Raw genomic sequence first — 22,466 nt, forward strand, 5'->3', positions numbered from 1 at the left:
CCGGCGGTGGGGGATGCGAGAGGGGGCAAGTCGCAGCTCGTGTACGCAAAATCAGGCTGAATGAATATGGTCAACGGTGTGTTAACCGCGAATCGGGCCTCCTACCCGGAACCCGCGTACGGCAAGCTCCGTTGTGGTTTGGTAGAAAAAACCATGCCCATTGAGGGATTTCCATGATAGGCAAGCCAGACTCAGGCCAGAATCGGACGAGAAGCAGGGCGTCCAACAAGCAACGACATGGGGCCGTCATGGGAAATCGCGAAGCCGTACTAGGCACACTCGGAATAGCCGTTGGCGGCCATCAGGCTACCTTGGGCTCGTACGAGGCCGCATGGGAAACTAACTTCTCGGCCTACTCCGATTACACTCCGGTCACTGTCAGGTCACACACAACGCGGACCGATCATGCCGGCGTGGAACGAAATAAATCAAGAGATTGATAGTCTTAGTGCGCCCGATGCGCACGACCAAGTCCGCAAGAAATACCTCAAGGCTCTGACTTCCAAGACGGGGCGCCCCGTCATTGGGTACTATTCCGGCTTCCTTTGGAAGCGGGACAAGGAAGGTCGTTTCCACGCGGAATGCGCGATCAGCGACCTCGACATGAACGGCTTCATGGCCGTCATCCATGGTCTGCCCAAGGACAAGGGGCTTGATCTGATCCTGCATACGCCGGGCGGCGGGATCGAGGCCGCCCGAGGGATCGTCGAATACCTCTACAAGATCTTCGGCAAAGACCTGCGAGCGATAGTGCCGCACATGGCTATGTCAGCCGGTACGATGATGGCCTGCGCGACGAAGACCATCCTTCTTGGGAAGCACTCTTGCTTGGGCCCGACCGATCCGCAAATACGCGGGTTCGCCGCGATGGGCATCTTGGCCGAGGTTGATCGTGCCATGGACGAGATAAAGAAGGACCAGATGAAGGCCCTCCTGTGGCAACAGGTATTCGCGAAGTACCCGCCCGCGTTTATCTCCGACTGCGAACGATCGGTCGAGGGAGCTCGGACGATGGTGAAGGAATGGCTGCAGCACAACATGCTATCAGGCGCTTCAGATCCGCTGACCGCTGCAGAGGCAGTAACCAAGAGCCTGATGGACTATAGCGGCACAACCGAACATTCGCATCATTTCCTGATCGACAAGTGTATTGAAATCGGGCTGAGCATCGAAGCGATAGAGTCAGATCAGGAACTGCAAGAACGGATCCTGAGTGTCCATCATTGCTACATGGCGAGTTTCGCCCGCTCATCGGCTTTGAAGATCATCGATAATTCCAACGAGCAAACTTGGACAGTCGACGGAACAACACCCTAAGTAAGGTTGCTGGTCGGGCGATTGCGGAGCAAGGAAGTAGCAAAAGGCCTGCTCAACAGCGGTGAGCTACTGCGCCGTCAAGTGGGTGCGGAAAACTCACTCGTCCTGCCAGTCGATGACGAGTCGACCGCCAAAAAAATCGACGGCAAGCGCGATCTTATTGAAGTCATCGCCTTTGGACTTGCGGCGAGGACCAACGAAGTATTCGCCACAACCAAGCTGCCGGCTCAACTTCTTGATGCTGATTTTGTCCTCTTCGGCTCGACGCCTGATTTGCTGTCGCAGATCATCAGGCAATGCTGGCTTGTCCTTCTTCAACTGCATTCGCTTTGCCTGCTGAAGAATCGAGCTTTCGGAATGACGTGGAAATGCACCTTTCAGATCGGCGCGCTTGCACGAAGGCCACATTTTCCGAAGCCTGACCAGTTCGGCGCCAGTCCATGAGTTTACATAGGCGTTGCATCCTAGTGCCTTTCTCCGGACCCTCACTGCTTCGGGCGTGCGGTTCTTGAACAGTTTTGCCAATTCCCGAATTGGCTTGGCCGCGTGTCTACGAATTTTCCTATCCTCCGCAGGCGTCCACCACCGCGGCTGTGTGGAGAAGCCCATCGCGCTACGTCGGCCCTGTACGGCATTTTGCGTTCGGCCAGGAAGCAACTCGACTGCCCGCGCAATCGAGTTCGCGCATATGATTGCGTCCTCTTCGGCTGTCCAACGCTTCGGTGTGGTGGCACCGAGCGCCCTTCGCCGGGCCCGGCAGGCTCCCCATGATCGACCTTGCAGCCTCCGCGCCGCTTCAGCTGGAGCAAACTCCTTGATTATCGCGTCTTCCTGCTGAGTCCACTGATCGGCACGGTTCGGCATCGGGGCGCGCCTCCACGCAGCCTTGAGCCTTCTGCTGATCTCAGGAGGTTGGAATGCTTCTCTGACTTGATGTCCCCGCAATACCCGCAATTCACCGGGCGATGGGCAAGCGCCGCGGCCGGGCCTAATTGCCCATTGAGCGCAGAGCATTTTCGGTCATTTGCTTCCGGTAGGCCGCGCGTGCGTTGAAGCGAGCCGCGATCAACAATGCTGCAGGAATGCCGACTACTGCGAGAAAAGCCAAGGTGCCGATGGTTGCCATCGTCTAGCTCCCGGTGAGAACTTCCAAGATTCTGAATCAGCCAGGAGTTGAGCGCAAGGGTTAATCCGACCCGTCGGTCGTTCACGTCGTGCGATTTTTTGCAGTGGAGAACACCGGACGAGCGTCACCCTTGCTGCCCAAATATTTGATGCGACTCACCCTTCTTGTTTCCCGACGCTGTCCCGCGCCAAGTGGAGGGAAACAATGTGGCATTCGCCGAAGGGAGTTATTCAGAGGAAAGGGCTGACCGATGAAAAGGCAACGCGCATGCTCGAAGGCTTTCGAGCCGGCAGCACGCTGCGTCCTTATCATTTGCCAACGGCTAAGTTCAAAGCATATTGCGACTCTCATCCGGCCTATGCGGAGATCGCGCTGCCGCTCTTAGCGGCAAATCTCGTGGCCTCAAATAAGCGCAAGGGCGCACTGAAGCGAAACCAGACGCACTGCAAGGCCGGCCATCCCCTGTCCGGAACCAATCTCTATATCGAAAAGAGAACCGGTTTTCGCAGGTGCATGACTTGTATACTGCGGCGCAATGCTGAGCCGAGCCCGCCGACCACAGAACAGGTCGAGCGCGTGACGGCCGCGATCAACGCGGGTCAGAGAGCGGTTCAATTCTGTGGCAACGGATCTCCTGACCGGATCTTCGGTTTCAACAAGCTGAAGATACTTCGACAGAACAATCCGGAGTTCGACAGGCTTTACACGACCAAGATTTTACTCGTTCGGCCTCGATCGAATATGGTCACGCATCGCGAGGTCACCCTCACGCCGGCGCAGCAAGAATATCAGCGCGTCGCTCGACTCGTGCCGTATCAATTGCCACACGACATCAGGGACGACGTCATTCAATCCATCTTCCTGGCAATTCTAGAGGGCTCATTGCAACTGGATCAGGTGCAGGCTCGGGTCAAAGAGTTTGTGAGGGCGCACTATCGCGAAGCCAACAAGCATGGTGTTGGCAAGTTCGGCCTTAGGTCATTGGACGCGCCGATCAAAGTCGACAGCAAGCTGACTCGAATGGACGTTATCTCCTTGAGACGATGGGAGGCTGGTGAGAGATAGAGGGGAAGCAATCTCAAACGCTGATGGCCGCTGGGCTGAGCCCGGTCGCTGTTATACGCAGGCCGTTGCCGTAGTTTTACGGAATCAGCCTGGTCCGATTAGGCGTTGTCATTCTCAATCTGCGATGCAGAGTCGACTGGCTTCGCGCATTTTAAGGAGCGACAGATGATTGATCAAAGAACCGCGCCTTATGCGGCGCTGCTGTTGCGTATCACCATTAGCGGATACTTCATCGCCGCGCTGTACGGCAAATTTTTTCTGAGAGGGATCAGCGCCTGGTGGCAGGGGCTTGTTAAAGCGGGCTACCCGGACTGGGTGCTTGCATACACCCTTAGCGCCGAATTCGCGTCTGCAATTTTGCTGCTGCTGGGCGTCTATGCGCGTTGGGTCAGCTTGTACACGCTCCCAATGATGCTTGGAGCGACCCACTACTGGATGGTTCGAAAAAATTTCTGGTTCGTGGAAGGTGGATGGGCAATGCCATTCGCGTGGTCAGTCATGTTGCTTGTCCAGGCACTGCTAGGAGATGGGGCGCTCGCATTGAAGATGCCGAGCTTGCCATGGGAGCGCGGATATAAACAACGGGCGGCGGTCTAGCCCAAACATCGCTGAAAGTTTGCCCGTCCTATCACCATCAACGCGTGGAGGGGGCTTCGCCGAATGGATCAAGATCACAGAAAGAGTTTCGTCTCAAGTTGAGACGAAAGTGGCGGGAAAGGGAAGGCCCGAAGGCGGGATCAATGCTATGGCCCGAGCCATTTCGTCCTCCACCGTGGGCGGCCCAAACTTTGGTCTTGCGTGGGCATCCAGCCGCTGGCGCTTAGCCTGCTTTGGCGCGGTTGGCGGCTTCTGCCTCTCGCGCAAGCCGTTCTGCCTTTAGGCGCTCTCGGTTCTCGTGGAATGCCTTTTGCGCTTTGGCGTAATCAGTCAAAGCTTCCTTGGCTTCCGCCTGCCTGAAGACCTTACGAGCTTCTCTTTCTGCGCCTGTCGGCATGCTCCTTCGCTCTCGATCGTGTGCCATTGCTGCACCTCCTTTGAATCAACGAACGGCGCCGGCTTTCGATCCTATCAGGACGAAGGGTGCTCGTTTCGGGCGGATCATTTCCGGTTGCGGTCGCGCCGCACCTTTTGGAATTCGTCGGGCCCCTTGACGAGCTGGCGCTTGCGGTCGGCTTGCTCTTCCGAACTGGCGGTGCGGTCCGCTATTTTGTCGATTGCTTTGTCTGCCATGTCGCGAGCACGCTGGCGCTGGCTTTCGCTCTTGGGTCGGACTGCAGTGGCCGACGTCAAGCCAATCTCGACCAGCCGGCGGATAGCCTCGGAGCGGCTCAAGGCTTCAGTGGCCGAATAGGCGTCGATCGCCTCAATCATCGCCTCGGGAAGACGGATGTGCACTCCAGGGTCGCGCCCGCCGGTGGGTGGCCGGCCGCGCTTCTTTTTTGGTGCTACCATAATTGACTTTGCCATAATTACGGTGCTACCATAAAATCGAGCCGAGAGGAAGCCGCGAACTTCCATCTCGGCCCTAACCCGAGGCCACGAAGGAGTGGAATCCAAATGACCCAGGCTGACAGCGTGCTTAGCACGCCACCCTTAAGCACGTCTCCACAAACGGCAGCGGACTCCGCTGGTGCGCTCTTCCTCAAGACCGACATTCCCCCAGAGCAGATATTCAAGACCATCTGGCGCCTGCGCCGCGAGGCCATGGACGAGATCGCCAGGCTGATCCGGTTTCTCGACGACACCGATAATCACATGGAGCGTGAGCCGGACGACGACGAACCGTGGCTCGGCTTCCAGGAAGCGTATCCAGGTCTCGGTATGGGAGGTGGAGGCGACGATCGGGAAATTGACCTTGGGACCTTCGACCGCATGATGGACCAGACACACGCGGGCCGGCAGTACTTTGTCGAGGCGCCGGCAGCCCCCGACGCCGAGCACGATACTGCGGATATTGAGCCGAGCCTCGGCAGCCTTGACCAGAATGACAGTCAGGAGCGATGGGCCGTGGGCGGGCAGCGCGATCTCGAGAAGGATCCTGCGGAGACGGGCATCGGCGACTATGACGGCTTGCTCGAGCAGGCGGGGACGCAGGACCCGTTTCAGGGGACTATCGCCTGAAGGCTGATGCCTTGGCCCGCCGGTGCAGCCGGCGGGCCTGTTGCCCCGATCTCACCACTTCGTGAACGTTTCACAGGGGTGCAGGGCCGGAAAACTTGGATACCGACCCATTGAATACACCCCCGGCGCCGCGTCAGCATCGATGCATTGATTTGCCCCATGGCCAATGGGAAAGCGCGGAATCCACCCCTTCATTGGGCCTCGGTTTCGCGAAATTAGCGAACCACGTGCGCTGTGGCTTGGCCGGCCGAGCGCCCAATGGAGCCTATCTGACGTGATCCCCCTGACGCCCAAAGAGACCGCCATGCGGCTCGGCATTACCGTCGAGCAGCTTGCCGCGTTCACGTCAGACGGCGAGATTGCCTACATCAACGTCGGCCGCGGTAAGAAGCGTCCGCGCCGACGATACACAGAGCAAGACATTCAGGAATTTCTGGAGAGACGCCGCAGGAGGGAAGTGTGTCTGTCTACCGCGACAAGCGTTCCCCGTACTACCAATTCGATTTCCAGCTCAACGGTCATCGGTTTCATGGCTCAACGAAATGCACGTCGCGCAAAGACGCCCTCAAATTCGAGGCCGCAGAACAGGAACGGGCCAAGAAGCTGATAAAAGCCGCCAGCCGCGCGAAAGCATCGCTCGCGATCGACGATGTGGCCGACCGTTTGTGGAATGATCAGGCGCAGTACGACGCTGAGCCGAAGGCGACTGAAACAAACCTTGCGCGGCTGATCGAATATTTCGGAGAGGCCAAATCGCTGACGGACATCGACCACAAGGCGGCCAAAGAGCTTGTGGCCTGGCGCCGTGGTCATCGGGTGTCGCGGCGCGGCAAGCGGACCAAGAAGGAAGAGGAGGCATTACCGCTAATCTCCAATGCCACCGTGAACCGCTCGGCCACCAAGGTCCTGCAGCGGCTGTTCGCCTTTGCCAAGGCTGAAGGCGCGATCTTCGAGGCCGAGCCGAAATGGGATGAGTTGATCCTGCCCGAGCCCGAGGAGCGGGTCCGTGAATTGAAGAGCGAGGAAGCCGACGCGATCGATGAGGCGATGCGCGACGACTACGGCCCGTTCTTCGACTTCGTTCGCGCTAGTGGCATGCGGCTGAAGGAGTGCGTGACGTTGCGGTGGGCGGAAGTGGACTTCGGCGCCAAGCAGATCGTGAGACTTGGGAAGGGCGGCCGGCGCGTGGTATTTCCGATCACCCCGGCGGTCCGGGAGATCCTGTTCCCGCTGCAGGGACAGCACACCGAGTTTGTCTTCACCTATGTCGCCGTCTACGGCAACAAGCGGCTGGGCCGGGTGAGGGGGCAGCGCTATCCCTTGACCTATAACGGAGCCAAGACAGCCTGGCAGCGTCTCCGAGCCCTTTCCGGTGTCGCCGATTTTCGCTTCCACGACTTCCGCCACGACTTCGGGACCAAGCTCCTGCGGGACAGCGGCAACCTTAAGCTCGTGCAGAAGGCGCTCAACCACCGCGACATCAAGAGCACGCTGCGATACGCCCATGTGTTGGACGAGGACGTTGCCGCAGCGGTCGAGCGGCTCGCGGAGTCCCGGAAAAATCCCCGGAATAAAGTGCAGAAGATCAGCTAACCTGTTGGGAATGCGAATGATATCGGAATTGGCGTCTAACCTTCCAGATGTCGTTCGCCGCGACGCTCGGGCTGGTGGCGCTGGTGCAGATCGGGCTGCCGAACCTGCTGGCGTCGCCGGATCATTCGGCGACCGCGCGGGTTGCGCTGTGGGGCGGGCGCGAGCTGACGATGCTGATGCTGGCTTCCCTCGTGGCAGGGCTCGCGACGACGCCCTATGCCGCATTTCATTTCCATCGCGTGACGCCGTACGGACTGCTCGCCAACCTCGCGGCGATGCCGGTGGTGTCTGCGGTCGTGATGCCGGCCGGCCTGCTCGGGCTCGTAGCGATGCCGTTCGGCTTCGACGGCGTGTTCTGGGCGATCATGGGCTTTGGCATCGACTGGATGATCCTGGTGACGCAATGGGTCGCCGCGCTGCCCGGTGCGGTCGGCCGGATGGCGGCGTTCGGGATCGGGCCGCTGATCGCAGCCAGCGCGGGCCTGATCCTGCTCGGGCTGCTGCGCACGCCGCTGCGCTGGTCGGGCGCGGTGCTGCTGGTGGTGGCCTCGGTCTGGGCGCTCAGGGTGCCGCAGCCGGACGTGCTGATTTCCGCCGATGGCCGCAACGTCGCGGTGCGCGGCGGGGACGGGCGGTTGCATCTGATGCACAGCGCCAAGGATGCGTTTTTGGTCAAGGAGTGGCTGGCGGCGGACGCCGATGCGCGGACCGCCACTGATGCATCGCTCGGCGAGGGCGTCTCCTGCGATCCGAGCGGCTGCGTGGTCCAGGGGCCCGGCGGCGCCTTCGTCGCGCTGGCCAGCCGGCCGGAGGCGCTGGTGGATGATTGCGAGCGCGCGGCGCTGATCGTCACCGCCCGGCCGGCGCCGCGGGGCTGCGCGGCCTCGGTGGTCGACGCCGAGCGGCTGCGGCGTCACGGCGCGCTGGTGCTGCGGCGGACCAGTGACGGCTACGCCATCGATGCGGTCAAGCCCGGCGGGATCGACCGGCCATGGTCGCCTGCGGTTCCCGGCGACGGCGAGGCCGAGGCGACGCTCCGCGCCCCCGCCACCGCGCCACGGCCGGCCGTCGACGCCACGCCGGGGGAGAGCGATCTGCAGGGTGAGGATTAGCCGGGGTCTGGCGAGGGACCGGCCGGCAATTCGAACAGGCCGAGATGGTATTCGTCGGAATCGGGGCCGGCGTCGGGCTTCTTGACGAGGGTGAAGGACGCCTCGGGGAATTGCTGCCAGACCTTCAGGTCGTCAGCCGTCACCGTCAGCCAGCCGAACCGGAACATGTAGCGGCCCGGCTCCGTGACGCGTCCAGCCTTTTGCCATGTGACCTTTTCGACCACCGAGCAGGTTTCCGTAAGTGCACGTCCTCTGCGCCTGATGATGCGCCAAGGCGGCCGCCGACGGAAATCTCCTGCCGCGCCCCGGAACCCGACGTCCGGGGTCGCTCGAAATCGTTTCGGTCACTCGCCGCCGGGTCATCCTGCGGCGACGATGCGTTCAACCCAAAAACAGCGACGCAAATGCGGAGGGCCGCCGCTCCACAACCTTCGGCTTCTGCGCGACCGGCGGATGCAGTGCCGGCAATTGCAGCACGCTGACGCGCTGTCCCTCGACGAGCTGGGTCACCAGCACATGGCTGCCGTCGGGGAATTCGACCGCATCATGATGGCGATCCGGCACGTCGGGCTCGACTTCGTTGAACACGCCGACGCGGAAATTCAGCGTCTTGGTCCAGATCCAGCGGCTGTCGTAGCGAACGTTCTCGGCGAAAGCGAGCTCGGTGCCCGGCAGCATGCAGACCGCGACAGTCGGATCGTTCTCCGACGCAAAGCCGCGGGTCGACGTGCCGCGGAAGGTCGTGGTGATCAGCGTCTCTCCGACAATGGCGGGGCGCGATGCCACGGCGTGCAGACTATAGTCACACATCGGATGGCTCCTCAAATGGAGGTAGCGACCCGTGCCTCTCCTTGAGGCATAGGGCCTCTACCAGAGTGGACGATAGCGAACGAGTGTCAGCTCGTTTCTGGGCGATTGTACGACTCGCCCGAGACCGCCTCAATCACAAACACGCGACACTGCGTGAGAGGTATCGGAGCGCATCGAGCAGGCCGCATGCCGCGCTATCTTCCAAGGAACGATCCGATCTGTCGCTCGTTCCTCGCCGCCGCAAGTATTTGCCTCGCCGCCGCAACTATTTGCAATTCAGTACTTGCGATAGAGCCCGATCAGCTTGCCCTGGATGCGGACCCGGTTCGGCGGCAGGATGCGCACTTCATAGGCGGTGTTGGCCGGCTCCAGCGCGATCGAAGCGCCGCGGCGGCGGAAGCGCTTCAGGGTCGCTTCCTCCTCGTCGATCAGCGCCACCACGATGTCGCCGGTGTTGGCGACGTCGTTGCGCTGGATCAGCGCCATGTCGCCGTCGAGAATGCCGGCATCGACCATCGAGTCGCCGCGCACCTCCAGCGCATAATGCTCGCCGGAGCCGAGCATGTCGGGCGGCACGCTGATGGTGTGGCTGCGGGTCTGCAGCGCCTCGATCGGCGTACCGGCAGCGATCCGGCCCATGACCGGGACCGCGACCGGTCGATTGCCGTCATCCTCGGCGATCGGCGGTGTAGAGGTGCGCTTGCCGAGGGTGCCTTCGATGACGCTCGGGGTGAAGCCGCGTCGGCCGTTGCCGCCGCCGGCCGACAGCTCGGGCAGCTTGATGACTTCGATGGCGCGGGCGCGGTTGGGCAGGCGGCGGATGAAGCCGCGCTCCTCCAGCGCAGTGATCAGGCGGTGGATACCGGACTTCGAGCGCAGGTCGAGCGCATCCTTCATCTCGTCGAAGGAGGGCGGGACGCCGGCCTCTTTCAGACGTTCATTGATGAAACGCAGAAGTTCGTACTGTTTGCGCGTGAGCATCTCGAGTATTCCCCCGGTTGATAGCGTCGTTCGATTCCGAGACTCTTCGGTGGGATCTGCAGACCGGGCCTGACCAAGGGAGCATGGTGCTTGCTGCAAGCGCTCCTGGGCGGCCTCCCGATTGTAGACACCAGTACTCGAAACAAATCATGAACGGACACTATATGTTCGATATGTGTTCCGCAACCACTTAATTTCCGGTGAACACGCCCGGCGGCGCACAATCGCCGCGGTGAGAAAACCCTATTCGGGCAGCATCAGGATCTCGCATTCGCTGCCGGCGACGGCGGCCGGCGCAAACGGCGGACGCACGAGAAGTGCCCGTGCCGCAGCGAGATTCCCGAGCAGCGAAGAATCCTGCTGCATCACGGGCGTTGCGATCAGCGTGCCGTCGTCGCGCGTCTCGAGACGCGCGCGCAGATAGTCCTCGCGCTGGTCGTTGGCAGCGAGGTCGCGGCCGAGCAAAGCGGTCGCGCGGCGATGATGAATCGCTTTTCGGCCGCTCAGCGCCCGAATCAACGGCACCAGAAACAGGAAGGCGCAGACATAGGACGACACCGGATTGCCGGGCAGGCCGATCACCCGCATCGCCCCGAGCCGGCCATGCATCATCGGCTTGCCGGGCCGCATCGCGATCCGCCAGAACGCCATCGCGACGCCCTCGGCCTCCAGCGACCGCTTGACCAGGTCGTGGTCACCGACCGAGGCGCCGCCGGTCGTGATCAGGATGTCGGCTCCGGTGTCGCGGGCCCGGCGGATGCCGGCCGTGGTGGCCTCAACCGTATCGGCGGCAATCCCGAGATCGATGGTCTCGGCGCCTTCGGCACGCGCCAGCGCCCGCAGCGCATAGCCGTTGGAATAGACGATCTGGCCGGGTCCGGGCTGCGAGCCCGGCATCACCAGCTCGTCGCCGGTCGCCAGCACCGCGACCTTCGGCCGGCGATGCACGGCGACTTCCGGATGGTTCATGGCGGCGGCCAGCGACAGCGCGCGGTCGGAGAGGCGGCTGCCGGCGGCGAGCAGAACGTCACCCTCGCGGAAGTCGACACCGGCGGGGCGGATGTGCCGTCCAACGGCGGCAGCCTCGGTGATCGTGATGTGGTCGCCGTCGACGGCGGTGTCCTCCTGGATGATGACGGCGTCGGCGCCGTCGGGGATCACGCCGCCGGTGAAGATCCGCACCGCTTCGCCTGAGGCGACCGTGCGCTCGAACGGCCGGCCGGCGGCGACTTCGCCGATCACCTTGAGCCGCGCCTTCAGGTCAGCCGCATCGGCGGCGCGCACCGCATAGCCGTCCATCGCCGACATCGGCTGCGGCGGCTGGGTGCGCCGCGCGGCGAGGTCGCGTGCCAGGGTGCGGTGATAGGCGGCATCGAGCGCGACCATCTCCTCCGGCAGCGGTTCGGCGCCGGCCAGGACGGCGGACAGGGCATCGGCAACCGGCATCAGGGCCACGCTCGGAGCTCCTCAAGTCCAGGGTTCAAATACCGAGCGCGGTCAGCGCCCTTGCCACGTCATCCGTCGATGTCACGTGGACGGCATGAAGGCCGCGCGCCCGCGCGCCTTCGATATTGGCGGCCAGGTCGTCGAAGAACAGGATCCGCGACGCCGGCACGCCGATGGCTTTTACCACATGATCGTAGGCCGCGGCGTCGGGTTTCCGATAGCCGATGCTCGAGGACAGGAACACGGTGCGGAAATGGCTCAGCAACTCGGCGTGGACAACCGAGAAATGCGCGACATGGGCCGGATTGGTGTTGGAGAACGCATAGAGCGGCATCCGCTTCGCCGCGGCCGCGAGCAGGGGGGCGATATCGGGCATCTCGCCGGTGAAGATCGCATTCCAGCCTTCGAGGAACTGGGCGTCCGTGAGGTCGATGCCGAGCGTCCGGCGCAGGTTTTCGAAGAACGCCGCATCGTCGATCCGGCCGATCTCGTGATGCTTGAAGCTGTCGTCGACGACAAAGCGCGTGGCGAGGTCGGACGGCGCGCAGCCGGCATGCTGCGCCCAGTGCGCCATCACCTTGTCAAAGTCGATGTCGAGCACGACGCGGCCGATATCGAACAGCAGCACGTCGACGGAATCGGGGAGGGGGTGCGAGGTCATTGCGTGGAACCATGTACGAAAATTGCGGGCAGGCGGCAATGTCCCCGATTTGTGCGGGAGGCATGCGACTGATGTGCTGACAGTGGCTCCCGCTCGATCCATAGCTTCGCATGCTCGCGCCACAATTTCAGTGTCGTCCCGGCCTAGTGCGCAATTGCGCACGGGGGCCGGGGCCCATAACCACAGGGTTGTGTTGTTGAAAACAAGCTGTGGCCCCAGCGTCGCGCAACAATTCGCTTTTGGGGTAATGGGTCCCGGGCCTTCGCCGGGACGACGGCGAATGTGTGGCGCCGCTTGTGAATCATACGTCCGCATTCTCGCGACATGATTTGTCCGAGTCTTGCTTCTCGTTCCGCCCTCTCCGTTGGTGAGGGCGCAGGGAAAGCCGGGTGCCGATCGCACCCATGGGCCCCGAGCAATGGGGTAGAAAGCTCGGGGGTAGGACCACAGGTGTAACGCGGAGCAATCCGGCTTTCCCTGCGCGATGGCTTACGGCTTATACGTGCTCTCCCCGGCGAGACTTGGCTTTGTTGTCACCGTCTTCACAACGCGCATTGCGCAATCGGAAGAGACACCTACCGCTAGGGCGTCAGGCCTGCACGATTTCGCCGTCCGCCTCATGCGCGTTCGTCAACTGCGCATTCGGCGTCCACCGCATCTCGACCCGCGTTCGTGACGACCGCGAAGCGCCCCTCGTGTCGGGTGAGACGGGGAATTCATACACCGAGTTGCGCTTCGGATAAAGCGAAATATTTTCGCGCACGGTGATTGACAGGTTTTGCTGAGTTGCCCGTCGTGTCCGGACCGCAACACCCTGCAAACACATCGCCGTCCGACGTGTGCCCTCAGCGGGCTGCACCCTTCTTCTCCAGGCGTCCAGGAGCGGCCGACGTCGATAATCGCGCCCCTCGCTGGGCCGTCTCTTGTCGGGCGATCGCTCATTAGGAACGACAGCACCTGGCACCGCGTATTGGATAACAAACGCCACCCAACAGGAACGGCAGGTCGGCGTTTCCGGTGCCCTTGGCTCTGTCCCCGAGCCAGGGGCACACCTTCGTGGTCTTCAGGGGCGTGTCATCACCGCGCCTAATGTGTCGTAGGCGGCGATATCGTTCCAACGACTTCCATGTCTTCTTTCCGCACAGTCACCCAGCGTCCTGTCTCGGCAGCGATCTTTCGAGCTATTCTTACAGCGGCATCCTCGTCCGCCAATTCAAGCATGATGATGCTGCCTTTCCCCGAGAAGGCGTCGGGGTTTGAAATGTTGATGATGAATAGGGGTCCTTTTGGAAGGATCATCGGAGTGCCCCAGCCCGCAGAAGCCAGCATCGCATCACGCGATACCCTGTGCTTTCGTGCGCGGCGACACCGTGCAACCGCTACCAAGTTCCCGCCTTAACCTGGTTAAAGTACGTGGGATGTCGCGCAACTCGAAAATGGAGCTTTCGCATCGGTCCAGCAATCATGTTGCTCCGGTCCGCCCGCCGACGCGTTGGACGCTTTGCTTGCAAACCGTACGGCTTCACTTGCTTGGATGCTTCTCAATGGTCGCCTTGGCCCTGGCGATCGCCTCTTGAGTGCTCTGGAAGGTTTGCGTTCTGATCGGAGGACCGCCCGCAAGAGGCGTGATCTCGACGAGGAAGCCGCCGCCTCGCTGCTCGACGATCGTTAGACGATGACCCTGATATTCGATCGGCTCGGCTGACATTTCGGATGCCGTTTGGACGATGGATGCGCGACAAGCCTATGAAGGCATTGCAGCCCCCGGGGTTGCTAGGAACTTCTCGATCTCGAGGGCACGCCGGGCTTCAAGTGACTTCCTCAGCATGCGTTCACGTTCGGCTCCAGGCGGCAAGCCGCTTGCCCTGGTCCTGGCCGTTTCGGCAAGCTTTAGCAGTCTGAAGGTCAGTGACGTCGTTTGCTTAACCCGATTTCGTCGTTTCTTTCCCATGGCGTTCGGCCCGCGCGAACAATTGTCGCGCGAATTCGGCCACCAATGGCCTTGCATGGCATCTACATAGGTTAATCCAGTGCTGGCGGAATTTTTGCTGCGGGCAGGAACCAACTGGCGCGAGCATGCGGGGTGACGTGGCTGACGGCGTGTTCGGTCAGGGACGACGAGAGCCGAAACGTTCTCGTCGCTTCACGCCCGTTGTTTCTGAAATCCGAATTGGTGGAGCGGCCGCTGTTTGGGGCTCAGCGAAATTAGGACATGGCTTCTGACATGCATTTTTAAATGCGGGTCTCGGAGACGAGATGCAAACTGCGGGGATGTTGACACCTCATCGAATGGACAGCGTGGAGATGGGCTTTCTCGGCTTTGCCGGAATGTCATTCATCGCGCTCGTCGCCAGCGTGAGCTGGCTCCTGACCGGGTGACGCCGAACACGATGGACGAACGGACCTTGGCCTCAGTGTGGTGCCCACTCGCTGGGGCCCTTTCTTTCCGAGCTCCCTGGACTGGAGGCGGGTGAGGGATGCCCCACCTGGATGCTTGCCTGGGAGTTCTGCGCCGACTGATCGCAGAAGGCGACGTGAACCGCATTGCGCTGGCCGAGAGAGCGGTCAACGAGTATTGGGACGCGACCTTGCTTGGAGCCAGGAGGAGCGGACTCCGGCTCCTCCAGCAAGACGTGCTGACGCAGCTCAATGCCGTTGTGGGAGATCAGCGCGGCTTCGCCGAAACGGTGAATGCTTACATCGAGAAAAAGCTAGGCTCGGCATAACCCGGCCAGGGTCGCCGGATCGCCCCATCGAGCGCTTCCGTGCCACTCGATGCAAAACTTGTTTCCTCCCTGGCGTCATCCGCCGACGGTCTTCTCAAGGGCGACCAGCAAGCCGAAGACCGATCCCGTCACAGCGAGGAAGGCAGCAAAATAGTAAATGCGGTACATGACTGGTCGATCTGTTCCGGTCTAGCCGAGGAGATTGAATTTCGCCCAAGCGTTCCTCAGTGGGCGTTCCCGAACGCGATGCGCCGCAAGATCGGTTGAGCTACCTCGCCGCAATCGACTGTTGCACGCCATGTCGGTTCCTCGTCTCGCTTCATCGCCGGCCGTGCGCGAGCTCTGCAGGCGACGCTCATCGAGACCGGTCGTTCCTCGAACGCGAATGGAACAGTCGGCAAACCAATGTTTTTCCGTACATGGTTGGATTCGTTTGGAGGCCACCCATGCGGGACGATTATGACATCTTTGCCCACTCGGACCTTTGGTTGGCTGCGGTGGTTGCCTGCGCGCCCTCGATATTGATCGTCACGCTGATGATCATGTCGCTGATCGAGCCGCAGTTCCCCGGTTGAGGTTTCAATATTGGGTGGTCGCTCAAACAAGCGTTCTCGGCCGACTCGTTTTTTGCCGGACAGCGCTCACATCCTGGAAAGCGCCAAACCGAGATATGCGATCAGCGCCCCGGTGCTCAGAATAACAACGACGAGCGCCTGCTCTGAACGTGCCTGTAGGGTTTTGCGGGTCACGGCGTTGACGCTCCATCTTCGAAATCATTCGATCCAACTAATTGTGATCAGTTTCCGTTCCGGTTCCTTTCCAGGAACTTTCAACGATACGGACGAACGCGGAAATAAGGCCCGCATCGTCAAACCCCGTACGATTCCGGTACTCCGAACGGGCACGAGAAAGTGTCGGGCGCGAGGTCTAGGATGGCGTGACCAAGTTGCTCTGGCCTCAGCGTGTGTACCCCCTCGCTGGGGCCTTTCTTTGCGCAGCCGATTGACGCTGCCGCCGTCTTGAAGGTCTAAAAGAATCTCGGTTGCCCGTCACACGGATGGGTGGAGATGGAGATAGTGGGGATCGAACTGGCCGCGTTCCTCCAGCCCCGCGCGGTCGAGCAGATTGAAGGCGGCGCGGTCTATCTCAATCAGTCCCTCGCTTCGAAGTTCTTGCAGAACCCTGTTGACGTGCACCGTCGACAGGGCCAGGCAGTCGGCGAGTTCGGCCTGCGTGATCGGAAACCGGAAGGTCTCGCCCGAGGTCCGGCCGACCGCCTCCAGGCGGCGCCGCATTTCCGACAGCAGGTGGGCCATGCGCTGAGTGCCGGTTCGGCGGCCGACATTGAGGATCCATTCCCTGAAGATGGACGCGTCGATCAGCGTCTCGCGCCAGAGCGCGGCGGCGATGTTCGGGAACGCCGCGTTGATCCGCTTCAAGGCCTCATGCGGGATGAAGCCCAGCGTGCAGGGCGTGAGTGCGACCAGATCGTGGTCCATGATGCCGAGGTGGAGGCTTTGAAGATCCGGAATCTCCCCTGGAATATGCAGTGACAGGATTTGTCGCTGCCCATCGGGCGTCGACTTGGCGCGGAACACGAAACCGTCCGCGACCAGGCAGCATTGGGTCGCTCTCTGCCCGTCCGCCACGATGATCTCGCGCGCGCGGACCTCACGCCTCTGAATCGGGAGTGTCCTGAGCGCCTCGATATCCGCTTGATCAAGCCTGTTGGATACGCAGATCTTGCGCACCAGTGCGTCCGAGAGAGTTTCAGCCATCGTCCCGGTTCCCTGTCACTTGAGCCAGGACGATCAGGGAGGTCCGGCTGCTTCGGAGGGCGCGGGCGCAACCGGCGCCCGAAGGTCATTGCCGACGATGACATACAACAACCGGGATGGGAGCCGCGTTCCAGATGAGGACGCGCTCTGTCGCTGGTCGAACGGCCCAGGCACAACCAACCGGGCTCAGCACTCGCCCAGATCGATCCGCGTCAGGATGCCCTGCCGCAGCGCGAGGCGGACCAGCTCGATATCGGTGCCGACGCCGAGCTTGTCCTTGACCAGGGAATGCAGGTTGGCGACCGTCTTGGGACTGAGGTGCAGCGCCCCGGCGATCTCCTCGGTGGTTTTCTCCGCGAGCAACATGCGCAGCACCTCGAACTCGCGCGCAGTCAAGAGGTCGGCGGCGGCGGTCTCGCCGGCGAGGCGGCTGAGCGCGAGTTGGTGGTCGATGTCAGGACTGATCGCGATCTTGCCGGACAGCGCATCCATCACGGCGTGCACCAGCGTCTCCGGCGGGCTGGTCTTGGTGACGTAGCCGCTGGCGCCGGCGCGGATCGCCTGCACGGCGAAGGCCGCGTTCTGGTGCATGGTGAACACCAGGATTTTTGCGTGCTTGTCCCATTGCCGGAGGCGCCGGATGGCTTCGATGCCGCCGATGCCGGGCATCGACAGGTCCATGATCACGAGGTCGGGCCCGGTCTCCTTGTAGAGACGATAGGCCTCGGCGCCGCCGGAGGCTTCGGCGACGACACGGAGGCCCGGCTGCTTCTGCAGCATCGACCGGTAGCCCTCGCGCACGACGGCATGGTCGTCGACCAGCATGATGGTTCGCGCTGTATTGCTCATGCCGCGTATTCCACCGGAGCGACGCCCGGACCGGCTGCGACGGGAACGGTGACGCGGAGCGAAGAGCCAGCGGGCTGTCCGGTCTCAAAGCTCAGCCGTCCGCCCAGCGCAGCGACCCGTTCGCGCATGCCGAGCAGGCCCATGCCGGACTTGATCGGGGAATCGCCGGGCCGGCCGTCATCCTCGATCGCCAGCGCGATTTCGCCGGCATGGCCTGGCGCGGCCTCGCGCATCTGAAGCCGCAGCGTCACGCGGGTGGCGCCGGCGTGCTTGGCCGCGTTGGTGAGCGCTTCCTGGACGATGCGGTAGAGATTGGCGCTGACCGAGGTGGGAATGCGCTCGAGCGATCCCGCCATGGCGATCTCGAATTGCGGCGCTCCCCGGCTGCGGCCGTTCCAGCCGGCGATCAGGCCCTCGAGGCTCGCCGCAAGTCCGAGTTCGTCGACATCGGGCGGGCGTAACCGGAACAGGGCGCCGCGCAACGTCTCCATCATGTCGGTCGCGGTCCGTGCGATGCCGTCGCATTCGGCGAGCAAAGGCGGACAATCCTGAACCGCGGTCAGGCGCGCCGAGGCGGCGAGCGCGCGGATCGCGGCCAGCGATTGCCCGAATTCGTCATGCAGCTCGCGCGCGAGGTGCCGGCGCTCCTCGTCCTGCACCAGGATCAGTTTTTGCGTCAGCGCGCTGCGCTCGGAGAGCGCGGTGGCGAGGCGTTCGGCGAGCTGGTTGAAGACGTCGCCGATCGCCGACAGTTCGGCGAGGTCGAATGGCGGCAGGCGCGCGGCGAGGTCGCCTCTGGCGATCCGCTCGAGCCCGTCGCGGATCAAACGCGTCGGACGCAGCGCACGCGCCAGCGCCGCATAGACCAGCGCGCAGAGCAGCGGCAGTGCGATCAGCAGCGCCGCCATCAGGCGGCCGGCATCGTGCCAGGCCTCGGCGGTCAGCACCGCCGGATCGACCCAGACCACGGCCTCACCGATCACTTGGCCGATCGCCTGGCCGCGCGAAACCACCGGGCGGACGGCTTCGCGGCCGGGATCGAACAGGCGGCGATAGAGCGCCGCGAAGACCTGCGGCGGCGCGGCCGCATCGGTCTGCGCCCCGCCGCAGAAGCGCTGGCTGATCTCGCCGCTGGTGCTGCGAAAGGCCAGGCACAGGCCGGGCGCCATGACCGAGCCGGCAACGCTGTCGAGATCGGGGAATTCAGCGCGGGGGTTGTTCAGCCACTGGATCTTGCTCTGCTGCAACTCCAGCGTCTTGGCGGTGACGTCGGCAATGGCCGCGATCCTGGCGCGCACCGCGCGATCGGACTCGATCAGGAAGTAGCCGGCGATGGCGGCAAAGCAGAGCGCCGTCACCGCGGCCACACGCAGCATCAGCCGCAGCTTCAGATCGCTTCCGGACCAAATCCACATCGGCGCATCCTCAAGGGGTCGCAGACGGCCCTTGGCGCTCGGTCGCGGGCAGGGCCGTCCCGCATATTAAACGGCAGAACGGAAGCGCCGAGAAGCGCCGCCATGGGCGTTCTTCGGCCGCGGATCGTCGTCGTGAAATTTTCCCGGCGTCGGCCGGGAGGTGCGCCGCTGCGGCACGGAGGCTCGCCGGCCTAGGCTGCGAGCGAGCCGCCCGCACCAACAGCTGAAAGGCCACCGACCATGCGCCAGTCCCGCCTCGTCTTGCTCTCCGTTACCCTGATCGGCCTGCTGGCCGGAATCTGTCCGCTGCGCGCCGGCACCGCCGCAGCGGCGGCGGCGGCGTTCCCGCTCGGCGTCAGCATCGACGATTTCAGCTATCTCGATACGTCGGGCGAGGTGATCGACCAGGCCGCCGCGCACCAGAAGCGGCTCGAGGCACTGGTGCAGAAGCTGCGCGCCGATGTTGCCGCGGAGCCGCGCTATCGGCTGGTCGCGCCCACGGCGCCCGCGGGCGAGGCCCGGATCAAGGTGATCGGCGGCGTGCAGAAGATGAGCACGTTGGTCCAATGGGCCAAGGTCGCGGTGATCGACGTCAGCGCGAGCCAGGTGCTGTACGAGAAGCTCTATACGTTCCGTGGCGACACCGATGAGGCGTGGGACCACGCCGCGATGTTCGTGTCGCGCGAGGTGCGCGACGCCCTCGCGGCGGCGCTGCCGCCGGACGCGGCTGCCGCTGCGGCACCGACCGGGCTTGCGGTGTTCGAGTTCGAGCTCGAGGATACTTCCGCGACACCGGTCGCCGGGCTTGCCGGCTCCGACCTGGCCACTCTTGCCGAGGTGACGAAGGGCGTGCGCGACCGCATTGCGCAATCCGGGCGCTACCGCCTGGTCGACACCGGCGCGGTGACCGCCGAGCCGGTCAAGGCGCGCGCGCTGCGCGACTGCGACGGTTGCGAGGCGGCGATTGCGCAACAACTCGGCGCCGATCAATCGCTGATCGGCGTGATCAGGCGGGTCAGCCGGACCGAATACACGGTCGGCTTCCAGGTGCGCGATGCCCGCAGCGGCGCGGTCGTCGCGCGTGGCGACAGCGGCCTGCGGATGGGCGCCGATTATTCCTGGACCCGCGGCGCGGTGCATCTGATCGGCGACCGCCTGCTGGCGGTGGCGCGCAGCGGTAGGCCGACCGACCATCGCAAACTGCGATAGCTGCTAGACACAGCGTTATCTGGTTCCCGGCTCATCTGTGCGCTATCAGGACCGCCTGATCCCCGCACAGGAGCCGCAAGATGCGTTTGCCCGCCGTCCTTTTCGCTCTCACGCTCGCCGCAAGCCCTGCGGCGGCCGAGGAGCTGTCGGGCACGCTGCAGAAGATCAAGGAGACCAAGAAGATCACGCTCGGCTTTCAGGAAGCTTCGGTTCCGTTCAGCTATCTCGACGACAATGCGCGGCCGATCGGCTTTGCGCTCGATATCTGCCTGAAGATCGTCGACGCGGTGAAGCAGCAGCTCGGCATGCCCGATATCGCCGTCGACTATCTGCCGGTGACCTCGTCCAATCGCATCCCGCTGATGGTCAACGGCACGCTCGATCTGCACTGCTCGGCGACCACCAACAGCGCCGAGCGCCAGAAGCAGGTGACCTTCACCAACACCCACTTCCTGAGCGCGACGCGCTTTGCCGCCAAGAAATCGGCCGGGATCAACGGGATCGACGATCTCAAGGGCAAGTCGGTCACCGCCGTGGCGGGCTCGGTCAACCTCACGCAGCTCATCAAGGTCAATACCGAGCGCAAGCTCGGCATCAACGTGCTGCCGGCCAAGGACCAGGCCGAGGCGTTCCTGATGCTGGAGACCGATCGCGCCCAGGCCTATGCGCTCGACGACGTCCAGCTCGCGGTCGCGATCGCGCGGTCGAAAGAGCCTGCGCTCTACATGATCAGCGAAGAGGCGTTCTCGAAGGCAGAGCCGTTCGGCATCATGCTGCGCCGGGAGGACGCGCCGTTCAAGGCGCTCGCCGACCGCGCCACCGCGGAGCTCTACCAGAGCCCGCAGATCGGGGTGATGTACAGCAAGTGGCTGGAGCAGCCGACGCCGCCGAAAGGCATCAATTACAACGTGCCGATGTCGCCCGCACTGCGCCACGCGTTCGCCCATCCGAATTCGAGCTACGATCCGGATGTGTATGAGGTTGCGAAGTAACCCGCATGAGCCAACGGGTCGCGCGAACGCGCGCTCCGCGACATGCGGGGTAAGGCCCAGGTTGAGTCGATGGAGCGGCCCCGGATTTCGCTTTCGCCCATCCGGGCTACATTTCGTCGTTGGAATGGTTTTCCGCGTCAAGCCATGGATATTTGGAACGGCTTTTCGCGCCCGCGGCGAAAAACGAAATAGCGTCTCATATACTTCGGCCGCTGCAGGACATTCTGGACGAGTTCGCGCGTCGCAGCGACGACTTTGCCGCGAACCTAGCCCATATGGGCTAAGGGCTTCCGGTCAACCAACTCAGCTGCGCGTGGACCTTCGCTGCTTTGCGACGTAAGCACTGGGACTGAAGGAACTGCTGCGGGCCTCGATGCCGTGCTGCCATGCGGAGCGGGACGGTTGCAGGCCGCGCCAGGACCGTATCATGATGACGTCAATCAACTCGTGTCGAATGCGACTCGAGCGGGACCGATCGCCGTCGGTGCCGACCTATGTTTGCAGCGGGTTTCTTTCCTTGATGCCGATTGTTGTTCGGAGCCGACATTGAATCACGACGCATTGGCCAAGCTCACCGTCACCGTCATTGTCCTGGTCGCGTTGCTGGTGTGGCGCGTTGCCGATCAGAAGAGATCGGTCGATTGCGGAGCCGGCTGCCCGACCGACGTCTCCGCAATCCGCAAGACCGCTCAGTAGCAAGACGGCTCAATAACAAGACGGCTCACCAGCGTCGCGCGAGTGACGTCTCGCGCCGCGCCGCTCCGGTTGACCTCAACGTCACTCGCTCAGCGTTTTGCCGGCGGACCGCTCTTGTTGCCGGGCAATCCCTTGACGTTTGACGGATCCTGCTCCCGGACGTGCAGGTTTTGCGAGCTTGAGCCAACCGTGCTCTGGTCGTGAGCCGCCGGTCCGTTCTTGTTGCCCGGCGCCCCGCTGATGCCGGTGCCGGAATTCTGGGCGCTCGGAGATGTCGCGGCGTCCGTGGAACCCGTCGTGGCATCGGGGCGGCCCGGAGGCGTGGCGGCCGCTCCGGGACGCTGCTGGTCGCCGACATAGCCGGATTCACCGGAGTTGCGCGTCTTGGCGCCCTTGTCGGCCTCGTTTTGCAGGTTCTGCGCGGCCGCGAACGGCGCCGTTGCCATGGTGGCTGCGATGAGCAGCGCGATCGTGCTGGTCCTCATGAGAGTCCTCCCTGGGTTGCCGGGGACAACACGTTTCGCGACGATCATTTCCTGTGCGCGGAGGAATTTGTCGCGATGGAACAC

At 62.9% G+C, this 22,466-nt stretch carries 24 protein-coding genes and 3 pseudogenes; 13 read left to right on the forward strand and 14 right to left on the reverse strand.

Annotated elements, in window-relative coordinates; genetic code table 11:
- Positions 1 to 405: 405 nt before the first annotated feature.
- Positions 406 to 1,317 carry an SDH family Clp fold serine proteinase gene (locus ACVINW_RS30070; RefSeq protein ID WP_456754612.1) on the forward strand — a complete coding sequence of 304 codons (912 nt, stop codon included), beginning with the start codon at positions 406 to 408 and terminating at the stop codon, positions 1,315 to 1,317.
- 96 nt (positions 1,318 to 1,413) lie between these two features.
- Here the strand turns inward: ACVINW_RS30070 and ACVINW_RS30075 are convergent, their stop codons facing one another.
- Both ACVINW_RS30075 and ACVINW_RS30080 read right to left on the reverse strand, forming a co-directional pair.
- Positions 1,414 to 2,181, reverse strand: a complete 768-nt coding sequence (locus ACVINW_RS30075; protein WP_456754613.1) for a hypothetical protein — start codon at positions 2,179 to 2,181, stop codon at positions 1,414 to 1,416.
- A 124-nt stretch (positions 2,182 to 2,305) separates the two neighbouring features.
- Entirely contained in the window at positions 2,306 to 2,443 is a 138-nt protein-coding gene (locus tag ACVINW_RS30080) for a hypothetical protein (RefSeq protein WP_456754614.1), read from the reverse strand.
- 204 nt (positions 2,444 to 2,647) lie between these two features.
- On the opposite strand from ACVINW_RS30080, the gene ACVINW_RS30085 reads away from it, so the two are divergent.
- Entirely contained in the window at positions 2,648 to 3,508 is an 861-nt protein-coding gene (locus ACVINW_RS30085) for a hypothetical protein (protein ID WP_456754615.1), read from the forward strand.
- Positions 3,509 to 3,673: 165 nt separating this feature from the next.
- Positions 3,674 to 4,105 (forward strand): DoxX family protein, encoded by a 432-nt coding sequence (locus ACVINW_RS30090; RefSeq protein WP_456754616.1) that lies wholly within the window; start codon positions 3,674 to 3,676, stop codon positions 4,103 to 4,105.
- 223 nt (positions 4,106 to 4,328) lie between these two features.
- Here ACVINW_RS30090 and ACVINW_RS30095 read toward each other — a convergent pair whose 3' ends face one another.
- Both ACVINW_RS30095 and ACVINW_RS30100 read right to left on the reverse strand, forming a co-directional pair.
- A complete protein-coding gene (locus tag ACVINW_RS30095) occupies positions 4,329 to 4,502 on the reverse strand; it encodes a hypothetical protein (RefSeq protein WP_456754617.1) in 174 nt (57 codons plus the stop codon).
- Between the two features lie 104 nt (positions 4,503 to 4,606).
- A complete protein-coding gene (locus tag ACVINW_RS30100) occupies positions 4,607 to 5,026 on the reverse strand; it encodes a ribbon-helix-helix protein, CopG family (protein ID WP_456754618.1) in 420 nt (139 codons plus the stop codon).
- A 39-nt stretch (positions 5,027 to 5,065) separates the two neighbouring features.
- Between ACVINW_RS30100 and ACVINW_RS30105 the strand changes: the two genes are divergently transcribed.
- The 4 genes and pseudogenes from ACVINW_RS30105 to ACVINW_RS30120 form a co-directional block, all read left to right on the forward strand.
- Positions 5,066 to 5,629 carry a hypothetical protein gene (locus tag ACVINW_RS30105; RefSeq protein ID WP_456754619.1) on the forward strand — a complete coding sequence of 188 codons (564 nt, stop codon included), beginning with the start codon at positions 5,066 to 5,068 and terminating at the stop codon, positions 5,627 to 5,629.
- A gap of 166 nt (positions 5,630 to 5,795) precedes the next feature.
- Positions 5,796 to 6,065: pseudogene (locus tag ACVINW_RS30110) on the forward strand (hypothetical protein); the annotation flags it as partial.
- 23 nt (positions 6,066 to 6,088) lie between these two features.
- Positions 6,089 to 7,222 (forward strand): tyrosine-type recombinase/integrase, encoded by a 1,134-nt coding sequence (locus ACVINW_RS30115; protein ID WP_456754620.1) that lies wholly within the window; start codon positions 6,089 to 6,091, stop codon positions 7,220 to 7,222.
- Positions 7,223 to 7,260: 38 nt separating this feature from the next.
- Positions 7,261 to 8,334, forward strand: a pseudogene (locus ACVINW_RS30120) (ComEC/Rec2 family competence protein); the annotation flags it as partial.
- Here the strand turns inward: ACVINW_RS30120 and ACVINW_RS30125 are convergent.
- From ACVINW_RS30125 to ACVINW_RS30150, 6 genes are all read right to left on the reverse strand, one after another.
- Positions 8,331 to 8,558: a hypothetical protein gene (locus ACVINW_RS30125; protein ID WP_456754621.1), complete on the reverse strand. Its 228-nt coding sequence runs from the start codon at positions 8,556 to 8,558 to the stop codon at positions 8,331 to 8,333. The pseudogene ACVINW_RS30120 and the gene ACVINW_RS30125 sit on opposite strands and share 4 nt — an antisense overlap.
- A gap of 157 nt (positions 8,559 to 8,715) precedes the next feature.
- Positions 8,716 to 9,144, reverse strand: a complete 429-nt coding sequence (locus ACVINW_RS30130; RefSeq protein ID WP_456754622.1) for a hypothetical protein — start codon at positions 9,142 to 9,144, stop codon at positions 8,716 to 8,718.
- A gap of 276 nt (positions 9,145 to 9,420) precedes the next feature.
- Entirely contained in the window at positions 9,421 to 10,125 is a 705-nt protein-coding gene (gene lexA / locus ACVINW_RS30135) for a transcriptional repressor LexA (protein WP_076857656.1), read from the reverse strand.
- 243 nt (positions 10,126 to 10,368) lie between these two features.
- Positions 10,369 to 11,580, reverse strand: coding sequence for a molybdopterin molybdotransferase MoeA (locus ACVINW_RS30140; protein WP_456754623.1), 1,212 nt, complete (start codon positions 11,578 to 11,580; stop codon positions 10,369 to 10,371).
- A gap of 25 nt (positions 11,581 to 11,605) precedes the next feature.
- Positions 11,606 to 12,232 carry an HAD family hydrolase gene (locus ACVINW_RS30145; protein WP_456754624.1) on the reverse strand — a complete coding sequence of 209 codons (627 nt, stop codon included), beginning with the start codon at positions 12,230 to 12,232 and terminating at the stop codon, positions 11,606 to 11,608.
- A gap of 1,522 nt (positions 12,233 to 13,754) precedes the next feature.
- Positions 13,755 to 13,940, reverse strand: a complete 186-nt coding sequence (locus tag ACVINW_RS30150) for a hypothetical protein (protein WP_456754625.1) — start codon at positions 13,938 to 13,940, stop codon at positions 13,755 to 13,757.
- A gap of 769 nt (positions 13,941 to 14,709) precedes the next feature.
- On the opposite strand from ACVINW_RS30150, the gene ACVINW_RS30155 reads away from it, so the two are divergent.
- From ACVINW_RS30155 to ACVINW_RS30165, 3 genes are all read left to right on the forward strand, one after another.
- The gene (locus ACVINW_RS30155) at positions 14,710 to 14,958 is read left to right on the forward strand and encodes a hypothetical protein (protein WP_456754626.1); all 249 of its coding nucleotides are present in this window, start codon (positions 14,710 to 14,712) and stop codon (positions 14,956 to 14,958) included.
- A 39-nt stretch (positions 14,959 to 14,997) separates the two neighbouring features.
- Positions 14,998 to 15,225, forward strand: a complete 228-nt coding sequence (locus tag ACVINW_RS30160; RefSeq protein WP_456754627.1) for a hypothetical protein — start codon at positions 14,998 to 15,000, stop codon at positions 15,223 to 15,225.
- Between the two features lie 179 nt (positions 15,226 to 15,404).
- On the forward strand, positions 15,405 to 15,533 hold the full coding sequence (locus ACVINW_RS30165) for a hypothetical protein (RefSeq protein WP_456754628.1): 129 nt from the start codon (positions 15,405 to 15,407) through the stop codon (positions 15,531 to 15,533).
- 474 nt (positions 15,534 to 16,007) lie between these two features.
- On the opposite strand, the gene ACVINW_RS30170 is transcribed toward ACVINW_RS30165, so the two are convergent.
- The 3 genes from ACVINW_RS30170 to ACVINW_RS30180 form a co-directional block, all read right to left on the reverse strand.
- The gene (locus ACVINW_RS30170; protein WP_456754629.1) at positions 16,008 to 16,736 is read right to left on the reverse strand and encodes a Crp/Fnr family transcriptional regulator; all 729 of its coding nucleotides are present in this window, start codon (positions 16,734 to 16,736) and stop codon (positions 16,008 to 16,010) included.
- Between the two features lie 186 nt (positions 16,737 to 16,922).
- Complete coding sequence (locus ACVINW_RS30175) at positions 16,923 to 17,585, reverse strand: response regulator (protein ID WP_456754630.1); 663 nt, start codon at positions 17,583 to 17,585, stop codon at positions 16,923 to 16,925.
- Complete coding sequence (locus ACVINW_RS30180; protein ID WP_456754631.1) at positions 17,582 to 19,000, reverse strand: histidine kinase; 1,419 nt, start codon at positions 18,998 to 19,000, stop codon at positions 17,582 to 17,584. The genes ACVINW_RS30175 and ACVINW_RS30180 overlap by 4 nt, the downstream gene beginning before the upstream one ends.
- A 240-nt stretch (positions 19,001 to 19,240) precedes the next feature.
- On the opposite strand from ACVINW_RS30180, the gene ACVINW_RS30185 reads away from it, so the two are divergent.
- The 3 genes from ACVINW_RS30185 to ACVINW_RS30195 all read left to right on the forward strand — a co-directional run bounded on the left by ACVINW_RS30185 (position 19,241) and on the right by ACVINW_RS30195 (position 21,897).
- On the forward strand, positions 19,241 to 20,209 hold the full coding sequence (locus tag ACVINW_RS30185) for a DUF2380 domain-containing protein (protein ID WP_456754632.1): 969 nt from the start codon (positions 19,241 to 19,243) through the stop codon (positions 20,207 to 20,209).
- Positions 20,210 to 20,289: 80 nt separating this feature from the next.
- Entirely contained in the window at positions 20,290 to 21,201 is a 912-nt protein-coding gene (locus ACVINW_RS30190) for an amino acid ABC transporter substrate-binding protein (RefSeq protein ID WP_456754633.1), read from the forward strand.
- 546 nt (positions 21,202 to 21,747) lie between these two features.
- Positions 21,748 to 21,897 (forward strand): hypothetical protein, encoded by a 150-nt coding sequence (locus ACVINW_RS30195; RefSeq protein WP_456754634.1) that lies wholly within the window; start codon positions 21,748 to 21,750, stop codon positions 21,895 to 21,897.
- 89 nt (positions 21,898 to 21,986) lie between these two features.
- On the opposite strand, the pseudogene ACVINW_RS30200 reads toward ACVINW_RS30195, so the two are convergent.
- Positions 21,987 to 22,172, reverse strand: a pseudogene (locus ACVINW_RS30200) (hypothetical protein); the annotation flags it as partial.
- Positions 22,173 to 22,466: the final 294 nt, after the last annotated feature.

The sequence above is a fragment of the Bradyrhizobium sp. USDA 4461 genome (assembly GCF_054055655.1).